Source organism: Bartonella sp. MM73XJBT (assembly GCF_028618465.1).
GTDB lineage: Bacteria > Pseudomonadota > Alphaproteobacteria > Rhizobiales > Rhizobiaceae > Bartonella.
In genome coordinates this window covers 1-15085 of the sequence record NZ_JAQISY010000002.1, presented here as the reverse complement: position 1 = coordinate 15085, position 15085 = coordinate 1, and the positions used below count along the sequence as shown (strand labels likewise).

At 37.3% G+C, this 15085-nt stretch carries 12 protein-coding genes and 3 tRNA genes; 12 read left to right on the top strand and 3 right to left on the bottom strand.

The window, feature by feature from the left end:
- Positions 1-273 precede the first annotated feature (273 nt).
- The 7 genes from PVV69_RS00810 (at position 274) to mazG (ending at position 8440) form a co-directional block, all read left to right on the top strand.
- A complete protein-coding gene (locus PVV69_RS00810) occupies positions 274-2592 on the top strand; it encodes an NADP-dependent malic enzyme (protein WP_273756086.1) in 2319 nt (772 codons plus the stop codon).
- Between the two features lie 202 nt (positions 2593-2794).
- A complete protein-coding gene (locus tag PVV69_RS00805; protein WP_273720701.1) occupies positions 2795-3079 on the top strand; it encodes an acyl carrier protein in 285 nt (94 codons plus the stop codon).
- A gap of 10 nt (positions 3080-3089) precedes the next feature.
- A complete protein-coding gene (locus tag PVV69_RS00800) occupies positions 3090-4265 on the top strand; it encodes a beta-ketoacyl-ACP synthase (RefSeq protein ID WP_273756085.1) in 1176 nt (391 codons plus the stop codon).
- Between the two features lie 14 nt (positions 4266-4279).
- The gene (locus tag PVV69_RS00795; RefSeq protein ID WP_273756084.1) at positions 4280-5554 is read left to right on the top strand and encodes a beta-ketoacyl-ACP synthase; all 1275 of its coding nucleotides are present in this window, start codon (positions 4280-4282) and stop codon (positions 5552-5554) included.
- A 68-nt stretch (positions 5555-5622) separates the two neighbouring features.
- Complete coding sequence (locus PVV69_RS00790; protein WP_273756083.1) at positions 5623-6651, top strand: zinc-binding dehydrogenase; 1029 nt, start codon at positions 5623-5625, stop codon at positions 6649-6651.
- 6 nt (positions 6652-6657) lie between these two features.
- Complete coding sequence (locus PVV69_RS00785) at positions 6658-7587, top strand: lipid A biosynthesis lauroyl acyltransferase (RefSeq protein WP_273756176.1); 930 nt, start codon at positions 6658-6660, stop codon at positions 7585-7587.
- A gap of 31 nt (positions 7588-7618) precedes the next feature.
- Positions 7619-8440: a nucleoside triphosphate pyrophosphohydrolase gene (mazG, locus tag PVV69_RS00780; RefSeq protein ID WP_273756082.1), complete on the top strand. Its 822-nt coding sequence runs from the start codon at positions 7619-7621 to the stop codon at positions 8438-8440.
- Between the two features lie 66 nt (positions 8441-8506).
- Here the strand turns inward: mazG and PVV69_RS00775 are convergent, their stop codons facing one another.
- Positions 8507-8884, bottom strand: coding sequence for an iron-sulfur cluster assembly accessory protein (locus PVV69_RS00775; RefSeq protein ID WP_273756081.1), 378 nt, complete (start codon positions 8882-8884; stop codon positions 8507-8509).
- A gap of 644 nt (positions 8885-9528) precedes the next feature.
- Between PVV69_RS00775 and PVV69_RS00770 the strand changes: the two genes are divergently transcribed.
- A tRNA-Pro gene (locus PVV69_RS00770) sits at positions 9529-9605 on the top strand.
- 532 nt (positions 9606-10137) lie between these two features.
- Here the strand turns inward: PVV69_RS00770 and PVV69_RS00765 are convergent.
- A complete protein-coding gene (locus tag PVV69_RS00765; protein WP_273756080.1) occupies positions 10138-10596 on the bottom strand; it encodes an Hsp20 family protein in 459 nt (152 codons plus the stop codon).
- A 283-nt stretch (positions 10597-10879) separates the two neighbouring features.
- Here PVV69_RS00765 and PVV69_RS00760 point away from each other — a divergent pair, with 283 nt between their 5' ends.
- From PVV69_RS00760 to PVV69_RS00745, 4 genes are all read left to right on the top strand, one after another.
- The gene (locus tag PVV69_RS00760; protein WP_273756079.1) at positions 10880-11797 is read left to right on the top strand and encodes a serine aminopeptidase domain-containing protein; all 918 of its coding nucleotides are present in this window, start codon (positions 10880-10882) and stop codon (positions 11795-11797) included.
- A 662-nt stretch (positions 11798-12459) separates the two neighbouring features.
- Positions 12460-12822: a cell cycle two-component system response regulator CpdR gene (gene cpdR / locus PVV69_RS00755; RefSeq protein ID WP_004858948.1), complete on the top strand. Its 363-nt coding sequence runs from the start codon at positions 12460-12462 to the stop codon at positions 12820-12822.
- A 97-nt stretch (positions 12823-12919) separates the two neighbouring features.
- Positions 12920-12994 (top strand) — tRNA-Val (locus PVV69_RS00750).
- Between the two features lie 365 nt (positions 12995-13359).
- Positions 13360-13449 (top strand) — tRNA-Ser (locus tag PVV69_RS00745).
- A 555-nt stretch (positions 13450-14004) separates the two neighbouring features.
- On the opposite strand, the gene PVV69_RS00740 is transcribed toward PVV69_RS00745, so the two are convergent.
- The gene (locus PVV69_RS00740; protein ID WP_273756175.1) at positions 14005-14994 is read right to left on the bottom strand and encodes a phage late control D family protein; all 990 of its coding nucleotides are present in this window, start codon (positions 14992-14994) and stop codon (positions 14005-14007) included.
- Positions 14995-15085: the final 91 nt, after the last annotated feature.

Genomic DNA, 15085 nt, shown 5'->3' with positions numbered 1-15085 from the left:
AATAACTGCTTGGTAATGTAACCGCACGTAATATTTTATTCGTTTTTTTAACTGACGAATTTCTGCGAATTTTGTTAAGGGGAGAAGATTTATTGTGCTGATATCAATGAAATTGTTTAATAAGCGCGAGCACAAAGAAATATCAAATTGATCGATCTGGGAAAATTTGTTCATGCATTTTTATATTCAAAAAAATTAGGATCTATCAGTGCAAGAAACTTATCGTAGATGGAACATCTCATATAAACATACACTAACTTGGATACCGCAAAAATGTCTAAAGAACGAAATAGTAACTTCAGTTCACAAAAAGCTGAACTTGACAGTGCCGCACTTTTTTATCACCAACATCCCAAACCTGGGAAATTGGAAATACAAGCAACAACACCTCTTGATAATCAGCGTGATCTAGCTCTTGCTTATTCTCCAGGGGTTGCAGCGCCATGTCTTGCAATTCATAAAGATCCCAATCTTGCTGCACAATATACTTCTCGTTCTAATTTAGTCGCTGTTATATCCAATGGAACGGCTGTTCTTGGATTGGGTAATATTGGTCCGCTCGCCTCAAAGCCCGTTATGGAAGGAAAAGCTGTTTTATTTAAAAAATTTGCCAATATTGACGTTTTTGATATTGAAATCGATGCTCCCACGATGGAACAAATGGTAGAGACAGTCTCTGCTTTAGAACCTACATTTGGTGGTATTAATCTTGAAGATATCAAAGCTCCGGAATGTTTTGAAATCGAAGAAAAGCTTCGCTCTCGAATGAATATTCCCGTTTTCCATGATGACCAACATGGAACTGCCATTATTGTTTCTGCGGCCGTATTAAATGCTTTAAATCTTTCAGGAAAAAAAATTGAAAATGCAAAAATAGTTTCTTCTGGTGCTGGTGCGGCAGCTTTAGCTTGCATTAATCTTTTGGTTCGTCTTGGAGCAAAAGTTGAAAATATTTGGCTTAGCGATTTAGAAGGAGTTGTTTATGAAGGTCGCAAGACACTCATGGATCGCTGGAAAGTCAATTATGCACAAAAAACAAATGCACGAACATTATCTGAAATAATTGATAATGCAGATATTTTTCTAGGCGTTTCAGCGGGAGGTGTTTTAAAACCTGAATATTTAAAAAAAATGGCTCCAAATCCACTCATTTTAGCACTTGCCAATCCAATACCAGAAATTATGCCAGAAGAAGCGCGTTCTATAAGGCCAGATGCAATGATCTGTACAGGGCGTTCTGATTATCCCAACCAAGTCAATAATGTTCTTTGTTTTCCCTATATTTTCCGTGGTGCATTAGATGTGAGTGCGACCGCAATTAATGAAGAAATGAAAATGGCCGCAGTTCACGCAATCGCAGCTCTTGCTCGTGAAGAGACTTCAGATATTGCAGCACGTGCATATTCAAAGAAACCACCCAGTTTTGGTCCAGACTATCTCATCCCCTCCCCCTTCGATCCGCGCTTAATACTACGCATTGCGCCTGCAGTTGCTAAAGCAGCAATGGAAACTGGCGTAGCGATTCGGCCTATTGAGAATATGGAAGCCTATTATGATACTCTCAATCGATTTGTATTTCGTTCTGGATTAACAATGAAACCTGTTTTTGCGGCAGCAAAAACAGCAAAACGTAAACGCGTCATTTATGCCAATGGTGAAGATGAGCGTGTACTTCGAGCCGCACAAATTGTGCTTGAAGAACAAACAGCAATTCCTCTTCTTATTGGCCGCCCTCGTGTTGTAGAGGCAAGATTAAAACGCTTTGGTCTAAGAATTCGCCCCGGCATAGATTTTGAACTTACAAATCCGGAAAATGACCCACGTTTTCGTGATTATGTTAATTTATTTCTTCGTTATACAGGAAGACGTGGCGTTTCACCTGAAGTTGCAAAAACAATTGTTAGAACATCAACAACAGCAATTGCAGCCCTTGCTGTAATGCGTGAAGAAGCTGATGCAATGATTTGCGGCTTAGAAGGGCGTTTTGAGCGTCATCTTGAACTCATTGAACAAGTTATTGGACTAGATGCCAATGTTCGTCATTTTTCTGCTGTGAGTTTACTTATTTCTCCACGTCGTACTCTTTTTCTAACGGATACTTACGTCAATGAAGATCCTTCTGCAGAAGAAATAGCAGAAATGACAGTATTAGCAGCACAAGAAATTGAAGCATTTGGTATAACACCAAAAGCAGCATTACTATCACACTCGAACTTTGGTTCAAAAAATACAGAAAGTGCGCACAAAATGCGTCGTGCAACCGAAATCCTTAGCAAATTATATCCCGATTTAGAAGCCGATGGAGAAATGCACGGCGACGCTGCACTTTCTAAAATTTTTCGTGATCGTGTTTTTCCTGATTCACGCCTTAAAGGAGAAGCTAATTTGCTTGTCTTTCCAACACTTGATGCCGCTAATATAACACTTAATCTTGTAAAAAATCTCACCAATGCACTTCATGTTGGCCCTATTTTGATAGGAGCCTCACGTCCTGCACATATCTTAACTCCTTCAGTAACTTCACGAGGAGTTGTCAATATGACAGCTCTTGCCGTTCTTGCTGCCAATAGAAAAAAAACGAGTGCAAGGTAAATGGAAATAACTAAACTCATAATAAAATTTAAAGTTTTTTAAACCTTGAAGTGTAAAATTTTATGCATTTGCAAATCTATTTGCCCTATGAAAAAGACAGCTATATTCTAAGATTAAGTCTTTTTTTAAAAGGGAAAAAAGGCTAGAAGAAGTGCGTTAAGTATCTTTTGAATTTATCAACTCTATAATAAGGAATTGTGCATTGTCCTCTACGTTTGACAAAGTTGCTGATATTATTGCAGAAATCAGTGAGATTGATCGCAGCATAATCACACCTGAAAGCCATACAATTGATGATTTGGGAATCGATAGCCTTGATTTTCTGGATATTGTTTTTGCTATCGATAAAGCTTTTGGAATTAAAGTCCCTCTAGAACAATGGACACAGGAAGTCAACGAAGGTGCTGTGGCAACAGAAGAATATTTTGTTCTTAAAAATCTTTGTGCAAAAATCGATGAACTCGTTGCCTTAAAAGAGACGGAGTAATGCTTTTACTATGCATCACCAAGCTGTATTTATCACCGGTATAGGACTTATAAGCTCTCTGGGTGAAGGAGTTGATCATCATTGGAAACTCTTGAATGATCCAACACACCCACCAAATCTTGATTATACAACTTTTTCTCCCTACCCTGTCCATACATTGCCTGAAATTGATTGGACTTTACAAATTCCCAAAAAAAGTGATCAACGGCAAATGGGCACATGGCAACGTCTTGGTACCTATGCGGCAGGCCTTGCTCTTGATGACGCGGGCATGAAAAATAATGAACAATTAACATCAACAATGGATATGATCGTCGCAGCAAGTGGAGGAGAGCGTGATATTGCCGTTGATACACAAATTCTCTCCCAAGCACGTACAACAGCTGATCATGCTTCTATGTTAAATTTGCTTCTTTCGACTGAACTTCGTCCAACTTTATTTTTAGCACAACTCTCAAATCTTTTGGCTGGAAATATTTCGATTGTTCATAAAGTAACGGGTTCTTCTCGTACTTTTATGGGAGAAGAAGGCAGTGGACTGTCTGCACTTCAAATCGCTGTTGCTCGTATTCGATCAGGACAAAGCACCCATGCACTGGTAGGAAGTTCTTATAATGCACAAAGTTATGATATGTTATTGGCCCATGAACTTGGAGGTCTCTTAACACAAAACGAGTGGGCACCGGTATGGGATCGTAGAAATTATCCTGGTGGCGGTGTTATAACAGGTTCTGGTGGCATCTTTCTCGTCCTTGAAAATGGTGAACAAGCAAGAAAGCGTAATGCACATGCTTATGCTGAAATTAGCCAGATCATCACGGATCAAACAGATAGAACAAAAATCTCACTTGAAGAAACAATTGTATCAATGTTAGAAACAATGGAAGCGAAATCTGCTTTCGCCATTTCCTCTGCCTCAGGATCTCATGAAGTAACCAAAGCAGAACAAAATGCTTTCGAGACTAGTGATATATTTTACCGTGGTATTACAACATTATTTGGTTATATGCGGGAAGCGCAATTGCTTTTAGCACTTGCACTTGCTGCAGTTGCTGTTGACAAAAGACGCAGTTTCCCGACATTAAGTACACATGAAAAGCCTTTTTTCAAAGAAGTACATGAAGCATTTGTTACAACCATTGGCATTAAAAGAGCTGAAGGCATAGTCCGCCTAACTGCTGCCTGAGGAGAATTTCTATAGTGAAATATAATGATTATTTTGGACGTCCACTTGTGGCAATAACTGGAGCAGGAATTATAACATCACTGGGACAAGGTAAGCAGGAAAATTGGCAAAAATTAACAAGCGGTATGAGCGGTATCCATAAAATAACACGTTTTCCTATTAAAGGATTAAATACCTATATTGCTGGAACAGTTGACTTTCTTAAAGAAAGTACGCTTGGTGCTTCAGCTCTTTCTGAAAGGCTTGCTGATCTTGCTGCAGAAGAAGCTTTAGAACAAGCAGACCTTGATAAAACAAATTTTAATGGACCATTATTTCTAGCTGCTCCCCCTGTTGAGCTTGACTGGACAGCACGCTTTGCTCTTGATCAAAAAGAGATATCTATTGAGGAACCTTCTTATGCACATCTTCTTAAAGTCTGCCGCCATAACCTCTATGAGACACTTTTCGAAGCCACACAATTTGGGGCAATTGCAGAAAAACTGCAAAAAAAATTTGGTACAAAAGGACTTCCTGTCACACTTTCTACTGCTTGCGCATCTGGTGCAACGGCAATTCAATTAGGTGTTGAAGCTATTCGAAGGGGAGAAACGAATCGTGCACTCACTATCGCTACAGATGGTTCAGTTTCAGCAGAATCCCTTATTCGTTTTTCATTATTATCTGCTCTTTCAACCCAGAATGATCCTGCAGAAAAAGCAGCAAAACCTTTCAGCCGTGACCGCGATGGTTTTGTTATGGCAGAAGGGGCAGGTGCTCTTGTTCTTGAATCTCTCGAAAGTGCACTAAATCGCAATGCGACAATTTTAGGGCTTCTAGCCGGCTGTGGAGAAACAGCCGATGATTTTCACCGTACACGTTCAAAACCCGATGCATCTCCAGCAATTGAAGCCGTTCGCAAAGCTTTAAATGATGCAAAAATAACCATCAATGAAATTGACTATATCAATGCGCATGGAACTTCAACACCCGAAAATGAAAAGATGGAATATCTTGCATTATCAACAGTCTTTGGAGATGGTTTGAAGCATATTCCAGTCTCTTCTAATAAATCAATGATTGGTCACACATTAACTGCAGCTGGCGCCATAGAGGCTATTTTTTCGCTTTTAACAATTCAATCAGGGATCCTTCCCCCTACAATCAATTATGATGATCCTGACCCTGCTATCCCTTTAGATGTTGTTCCCAATTATAGTCGTAAAGCTTGTGTCAATGCGGTTTTGTCAAACTCTTTTGGATTTGGCGGTCAAAATACCAGTCTTGTTATCACAGCCTATAAAGGATAATCTTTTCAACATTGATCAAACTTGATCATACTAATCTCATAGCCTTAATACATTAAAGAGGGATAATAATGCGTGCACTGCAACTCTTAAATGAGCGCCAGCTTGAACTCACCAATATTGCTCCACCACCACCTCCCCCTCCCGATGAAGTAACAGTCCGTATAAAAGCCGTTGCTCTTAATCATATTGATGTATGGGGCTGGCGTGGTATGGCTTTTGCTAAAAGAAAAATGCCACTCATAATTGGTGCAGAAGCTTCTGGTGAAGTGATTCAACTGGGAAGTAATGTTAAAAATTTGCAACTTGGACAGATTGTCTCAATTTATGGTGCACAAACCTGTGGAATATGCCAAGCTTGTCGTGAAGGACGTGATAATCTTTGCAGTCATGTAAAAGGCGTCTACGGTTTTCATCTTGATGGATTTGCTTGTGAACTTGTTAATTTGCCAGCACGCCTATTGGTTCCTGCTCCTGCAAAGTGTGATGCGCAGCAAGCAGCTGTTGCTCCCATTACTTTTGGCACTGTAGAACATATGCTTTTTGATAATGCAAAACTACAGGAAGGCGAAACAATTCTGATACAGGCTGGTGGTTCTGGTATTGGCTCAGCAGCCATTCAACTCGCCAAACAGAAAGGATGCACAGTTATCACGACTGTAGGTTCTGATGAAAAAATAACAAAAGCACAATCGCTTGGTGCAGATTATGTTATTAACTACCGTGAAGATCGTTTTGAAGGGGTTGTACGCAAATTAACCAAAAAACAAGGAGTTGATGTTGTTTTTGAACATGTGGGAGCCGATACATGGAGCGGTTCTCTGTTGTGTATGAAGCGAGGAGCACGCTTGGTAACTTGTGGTTCTACTTCTGGAGTTACAGCACCACTCAATCTTATGCATCTATTCCAGCAACAACTGAAAATATTCGGTTCATTTGGTTGTCGTATAGAAAATATGCAAAACGCCATGCAAAAAATGGCCCAAGGCATTGTACATCCTGTCATTGATACAATTGTTGGATTTGATGAAATTGATACAGCTTTAAAACGCATGGAGAGCCGTGATGTTTTTGGTAAAATTATTCTTAAAATCGATTAAGTTATGATGAAATTTTATATTAAAAAAATTATTTATCATATTAAAATAATAGCAAAAAAATTGTTTTATTTTTTATGGGGATATTTCCTTATTGGTTCTCTATCTCTTTTAAAATATTTTCCGGTCAACATTGGAGTTTCTTTCTTTTCTTGGCTGGCAAAAACATTTGGTCCCCTTCTACATCGTCATCAAATCGCTCTTGCAAATCTTAGAGCTGCGTATCCAGAAAAAACCGATGCAGAACTCCAAGCAATTGCAATGGAAATGTGGGAGAATATAGGATGTTTTTTGGCTGAATATATTTTTCTTGATAAAATTTTTGATTTTGATCCTCATGCAGACCAACCAGGTTTTATTGAAGTTAAAGGTATTGAAATATTTCAACGATTAAAAAATGAAAAAAAACCGCATATTTTTTTCACAGCACATACCGGAAATTTCGAACTCCTTCCTATATGCGCGCAAAGTTTTGATCTTAATGTGACAGTGTTATTTAGACCACCCAATAATCCCTATATTGCCAAACGGGTTCTTAAAGCTCGGAAAACGTCCATGGGGCATCTTGTTCCATCCAAAGCTGGTGCAGCTTGGGCATTAGCAGCCAAGTTAGCAGAGGGTAAAAACGTTGGTATGCTTGTTGATCAAAAATTTCGCCGTGGTATTTTAGGAACATTTTTTAATAGGCCACTTAAAACCAATCCTTTAATTATAAAACTTGCACGTCAATATAATTGTGATATTTATCCAGCGCGTTGTATCCGTCTTTCTGGAGGGCGTCACCGTTTAGAATTATATGAACGTGTAAAACTCCCGCTTGATGAAAAAAATGAAATTGATATAGCTGCTTCCACGCAAAAATTAAATGATATTGTTGAAAATTGGATACGTGAATATCCAGGACAATGGACGTGGTTACACAGACGTTGGGATGATTGATATATCCATAAGCCTTATAGGAGAGGCATAAATGATCGCCTCAAAAGATATTAATGATCTTATAGCAATTGTTACAGCATTACGAAATCGTGAGAGCGGATGTGTCTGGAATATAAAACAAACATTCGAATCTCTCATACCCTATATGCTTGAAGAAGTTTATGAGGTTATCGATGCCATTGAACGAAAAAACCGAACAGACCTTTGCGAAGAGCTTGGTGATCTTCTTTTACAGGTTGTCTATCATGCTACAATCGCTCAAGAAGAAGGAAGCTTTACTTTTGAAGATGTTGTTTACGCAATTACCAAAAAAATGATTCGCCGTCATCCACATGTTTTTGGTAATGCAGAACAAAGAAAACGGGGGGGTATAGCAGAAGAATGGGAACATATTAAAAAAATAGAATGGGCTGAACAGAAAAAAGGCAGCGAAGAAGCAAATATATCAGAGGATGTGACGAAAAGCATTCTTGCAAAAGTAAAAAAGATTCAACCAGCAGATCAAGAAGCGCTCGCCTTACAAAAAGAGGCTGCAAAAGTGGGCTTTGATTGGCATGAGAATCATAAGATTTTTGCAAAAATCGAAGAAGAACTCAATGAACTCAAAGAAGCAATCAGAGATGATAAAATATCAGATATAGAAGCAGAATTCGGTGATCTTTATTTTGTTCTGCTGAATCTTGCACACCACCTCAATATTGATTCACAACACGCATTAAAAAAAACAAATACAAAATTTCGCAATCGTTTTGCCTATATTGAAGAAAGCTTATCCATGCGATCTAAAACATTGGCTGAAACATCCTTGAATGAAATGGAAGATCTTTGGAATAAGGCGAAAATGGAGAGATAAAAAAAGATCAGATTTCACAAACCTACAAAATGATCGCTTGAATCCTTCGATGAAATCTTACAGTGCTCAATTGGTTTTATATGTTTCATTTAACTGATTTTGCAAAGCAGGACGGAGTTCTACCGATTCACCGCACCCACATGCTGAAACTTGATTAGGGTTTTTAAATATAAACCCAGAACGAAGTGTTGTCACTTCATAATCTACCTGCGTTCCTAATAAAAATAACACAGCATCATGTGCTATAAAAACACGAGCTCCATTTACTTCGACAACATCGGCATCTAATTTCTCTTCTTTTACAAGGGTAATGGTATATTCCATACCTGCACAACCACCTTTCTTGATGCCAATCAGAATACCCCGCGCATCTTTTGTATCCATAATCGCTTTAACACGACCTACTGCAGCTTCCGTTAAACTTATTACCGAAAAACGGCTCATTATTTACTCTTTTCTTGCTCAATAAAGCCATTTAAAATGTTTTATTTCCGATATTTTACTTATCTTGCTATATGAGAAATAAAACAACAATTTACCATTTAAATATTTTGATCTTTTCTCATCGGAATAAAAGCTTCATATTCAACAATTCGGATTTGTGATTATGCAATCTGAGATTTCTATTTTATAATCCTTAATATCTCATACAAAATGCTTATTTTATAAAATCAAAAATAAAGAAAAAATTCTTCAGTGTCACGCATTTACCATTGCATTTATAAAAATGGTTGTCTTTATTTAAAATTCCTGATGAACAAACAAAAGCCTTAAAAAGCTATCATCCTTTCTACCATCTCTATGAAGTCCTAAAAAATGAATATGTTATATGCATAGGGAAATTTACCTTATATCTCCACAAAAGGCGTAAAATAATTCACTATATATGTATATATAACAACCATAAAATCAATGAAACTAAAAACTGAACAACTTAATGATCTATTTTCATGAACAAAAGACTATTGAAATACAAAATTTCGCTTTACGAATGTAAGTTTTTTTAAGAGCAAGAGTATTTTAGATTTTATTTTCTTCACTTTTCTCTTGCCTTTAAAGAGACAGTCGTTTAGTCGTTTTACACAATTCGGAGCGTAGCGCAGCTTGGTAGCGCACTTGACTGGGGGTCAAGGGGTCGTGGGTTCAAATCCCGCCGCTCCGACCATTTTTTGAGAAACTTTCAAGTCAATACAGAGTGGGTTTATTTGTGGCGTATCATCTCGTTTGGCATATTTTGATAGCTAATTTATAGCAATTTCATTTTTTCAAAGATTTCCCTCACTTTTTTAGCAGATCTTGGTTTTACCACTTTATCCTTTTTTCGATTTTTAGATATTAAACCCTGCTTAAAAAATTCTCACTTTATGGTGAAAAATAATTATGAAAACAATAAATTATCACTTTTCTCTAATAAATTTTTCTTCTCTCATTTAAACACCGTGAGCTATCTACAAATACAGCATATGCCTCTTTTGTGGATTAAATTACTCTTTCATTATGCAGAGATGAAGTTTAAAAATCTACTCTCTTTCCTCAATTTACAGTGATATATAATAGGAGGCTTATCCTAAATTGAGGAAAAAGTCTTTCTTTTAATAAAGAACATTAAAAACGCGAGACGAAAGCCTCGCGTTACTTTGTTATTTGAAGGAATTTATAATCATTTAGCTTTCTCAGCTAAATACACTTTAGGTCTACTAGGTGTTATCATTTTGCGTGACGGATGATGATGATGTCTGCACAGTTATTTTTTTAGGTTTTAGCTCAGCAGGCATTTCTCTTTTAAGCTGAATATGAAGAAGACCATCGCCAAGTTCTGCTCCGATAACTTTAACATGATCCGCCAAATGAAAACGCCGCTCAAAAGCACGTGAAGCAATACCTCGATAAAGGAACTCACGTTCTTTATCATCATCTTCAGGTTTTCTTTCACCCTTAATAATCAGCTGATTACAATGCGTTTCGATATCGATTTCATCTTGAGAAAAACCCGCAACAGCCATAGAAATTCTATAAGAATCTTCGGTTAAACGCTCAATATTATAGGGTGGATAGGAAGAGACATCATCAGGTTGTGTCCTAGAATCAAACCAGTTAAAAAGATGATCAAAACCTACTGTGGAACGATAAAATGGTGAAAAATCTACTTGACGCATAAACATTGCCCTCCTTTAGAGCGACTATAATTTATAAATTGGCTCACAAAGTTTCCAAATGGCCAACTTTCTCATGAACCCACAGTCCCATTATGGCGACTGCACTATTTATCTGGTAGTCGTTCTATAATATTTCAACGGTATTGTAATTTAAGTTTATAAAAATACATAAAAAGCAATATAATTGTTTGCCTAACTCATCTTCATCATTACATAAATATTCAAATCGTCTCGTTATCTCATTTTGTACTAAGTTACAAAAATACACTGCAAAGGATATCAATTGGAAACACCTCTTTATCCTACAAACTGGAATTCTACCCCTCCCAATATCTATCATAGCTACCTTAAAATAGCCACAAATCGCAAAATTCGTTTTGCTCTAACATATCCTGAAAGAGAAAAATCTAAGGGAACAGTCGTTATTCTCGAAAGCTATGCAAATACTTTAGAAGAATATTTTTTATTAATGAATGAACTGTCTAAACGTGATTTTCATACGGCAATATTTGATTGGTTTGGTCGAGAAAAATCACCACTTAATACAAGAAAACAAAAACGACATCATTATTTTGATATTAACAATGATATAAATGACTTAGATAAATTTCTTAAACAAATTGTATACCCTAACTGTCCACCACCTTACTATATGCTAACCTATGGTATAGGTGGTTTGATAGCACTAAGTGGATTGGATCTTCTTAACCCTCAGTTTAATAAAATGCTTTGCATTTCTCCCCTCTTTGCTCCTTTGGGTAACAAAACAAATGGCTTTCAACATAAATTAACACAATTTCTTTCTGATATAGGTCTTGGCTTTTTACCAGCTAAAGGTGGGAAAAAATTCAAACAAACAAAACAAAAAAATAGACAATTGGGGCACGCTCATAAAAAACCTTTCCCTTCTATCAATCCTCCAACATCCCAATGGATGGCATCAGTACTTAATGCAATTGATTCTATGAAAAAAAATATCCTTCATGAGCATTTAAAAATTCCAATACTGTTTATCCTCGCCAATCAAAACAATATTACCAACAACATTGAGGTGCGACAATTATGTCAACAGACACGTTTAACAGACAGTATCACCATTACAGGTGCTGAACTTGATACAATCATGTACGAAGAAAATTACAAAAAACAGTTTTGGGCTGCATTTGATACATTTATTTCCGCGGATATATCTATGAAATAACATTTCTTAATAAAAACATAATTTGATGTCAGAGGTCAGAATATGCTGATTTTCAATGTGAAAATATGAGCATGTTACGGAATTTTCTATAAGTCTTCATTTATACAATTTAAAGTTCAATATTTAAACTTTAAACATAAAAAACAAGCGATTATTTGAGATATAAAATTTAATAATTATGCAAAATTTTAAACTTACAAATAATAAAAACATTTAGTAAAATGTTTCATATAATATTGAGCTATTTTTCTAATATATCTCTCTATAAAGACTTCTAAAAAATAAATATAAAAATTCTACCTTATCGTATAACTACGCCACAAATTAATATAACACTTCTTTGAATTTACCATATATATTTATAGAGTGAATACTCACGTAAATCCCTGAAGTAAGCTATGATTAAGCATGAAAAAGGAGAACAAATTACAATTAATCGCGTTTAAGATATTTAGACACGACTTTTTTATTTCAATGCCACATACATTTCGAATTTAACCAACTCACAACCAATATACTATATTCTTGACAAGAATATAAGAATTAACCATTTTGCCATTCATTCCAATTATGAGCATTTTATCATCTTTTTTATAAATACTCTCTATTATATAATTGGTGTAGCAAAAAACTCTGACGAATGGAGCCATTGGAACATAATCATGAAACGAATCCTGCTTGCAGAAGATGATAACGATATGCGCCGCTTTCTAGCAAAAGCTTTAGAGCGTGCAGGCTACGAAGTCGCTGATTTCGATAATGGTGCTAGCGCATATGAACGTTTACAAGAAGAACCCTTTTCCCTTCTCCTTACTGATATTGTAATGCCAGAAATGGATGGAATTGAACTAGCACGACGTGCTACTGAAATTGATCCTGATTTACGCGTAATGTTTATTACAGGATTTGCAGCAGTTGCACTCAATTCAAATAGCGATGCTCCTCCTGATGCAAAAGTACTTTCTAAACCGTTTCATTTGCGTGAACTCGTGAATGAGGTTGAAAAAATACTGATCGCGGCTTAAAGGGTATTTTTCCAAATTATTCGTGTCTGATTAAATAGAAAATTAAATTAGACATTGACGTTTGTAATTCTATGTGGTGTATGCAACATCATTAAATGGGCGTGTAGCTCAGCGGGAGAGCACTACGTTGACATCGTAGGGGTCACAGGTTCAATCCCTGTCACGCCCACCATTTAATTTATAGTATATTGTAATTTATTGATTTTTCATATATTTCTTAGGATTAGGGATGCTTGAATAAAAGTGAAGGAATAGGATTTTCCAATATGGTTCTATAAAGCATATACTTTTTTGTTAACTTTTTCCAATAATTCCTTGAATCCTATGAAATTTCGCTATAAATATCATGTTGCTTGCTACTTCTTTTGAAAAGCGATCACACTAAGACGAGATTAGCAATTTAGCATAATTCTCAAAAAGAAGGGTATTCTAGAATTTATTTCTATTGGTATTCAAGCAATTCTATTAAAAACGTTTAGAAATTCATTTAAATGATTGACCTTTTGCAAGAACTTTGTAAAAAGACGTATTTGTTTTGGAGGGGTGGCCGAGCGGTTTAAGGCACCGGTCTTGAAAACCGGCGTGCAGGAGACTGTACCGTGGGTTCGAATCCCACCCCCTCCGCCACAGCACTTTTATCATGCTATAACTTATTGATTTTATAGGTGTTTTTTAAGGTGCGGGATAAGTAAATAAAGGTTAGGGAATAGGATTTTCAAACCTATCCCTGTAGCTTGCCAGCGTGTTTTGTATATTTTGACACCAGGTTTTGTACCAATTTATTTTCTTTTAAAGGGTTTTTAAGGTGTTTTCAAAGGGTCTTCAAAGACCTTTCAAAGGGTATTTAAAACCTCTTTCATGAATCTTTTTTCTTCCTCTAATAAATCGCAATTTGAGATGATGCGTTCTTGAACCGGAGTCGGATTATTTGAGACGCAGCATTTATAACCTCTTTTAGAATAAATTGAGTGATAATTTTTCTGTATTCTAAGCACATTATTAAAGAGAGAAATGTTTAAGCAATTCGGTCAACTTGATCCTATTGCTCTTTGAACAATTGGTGCAAGTTGCACCTATTCCTTACCTCCCCACCAAAGTGCGAACTTTTGATTTTGGTCTCAATACTTTTCAACGCCGATCAAAGGGTCAAGTTGACCCTTTGATTTTCTGTCACTCAGAGGTTTATTTTTCCCCTGCCTCTTTTCCCTTGTCTGGTGCTTCGAGTGTGATTTCTGTGGTGTAACCACTTTGCTTTTCATAGCGATGGGTAACGGTAGCGGCTTTCCATGGACCATTGATTTCTCCGCGGAACCCCTGCAACACTAGAAGCTGATCTGCCATGATTTCTGGGCGTCCCGCAAGGGTCAAAGAACCACTGCCCACAGCACGACACAGCCTGTCTGATTCTGATGCAGCAGCAGCTTGTGCTTCTTCTTTACAAGTGTAACAACCACGCAGACGGCGCACGGGACCGCTAAACCCTGTCTGATGCTTGACTTGGCATTGCTGCCCTTTTGAGCGATCAAAATAAGCAGCTTCAATAGTGCCATATTGCGTGCGTGGCTCGAGGGTAAATTCCCAGTTGGAACAGTCGTGTTTATAGATGTCGAGTGCTGGTAAGTTATCTCCGCTTAAAAACAAAAACTTATTGTCCTTGATCAAAAAACGTGCCTGCATGCGGTCAGCAAGGCGGGTTAAAAAATCAACAGCCGATTGATCGGTACGAATCACATAAGGCAAAGGTTTTTTAGTAAACTGAGGACTGACCTTTGCTTGATAGCCATGGCGTTTGGCGAGTGTCTCAACAATCTCACCCACAGTTTTGTGATCGAAATGCTCACTCACCTGTTCTTTGAGCTCTTTACGCATCGAGGCGCTTTTGCCACAAAGACGCAAGATTTCTCCATCACTGCCCCCACAACTCACAACCGACTCGACAACAAAACACCCCATAAAAGCACTGATGCTGTTCTCATAGCCAAAGATGACTTGCAGTGCACTGTTGCTTGATGGAACCTCTAAATCATTGCCACACTCATCAAACTCTGCTTCAAATGTATCGGCTTCATTACCGGCATGATCTGTGAGGGTTGCGGTTAAAAGACGCTGGTAAAAAACCTCATGAACAGGTTTGTCTCCCACCTTAACCACAATAAAAGGGTGTGTGCGCATTAATCCCATAGCCGCTTCACCATACTTTGGGGATGAGACAACACAAATTCTGGCAAAATGACCTTCAAGCCCCGCGGTAAAATTGGACCAT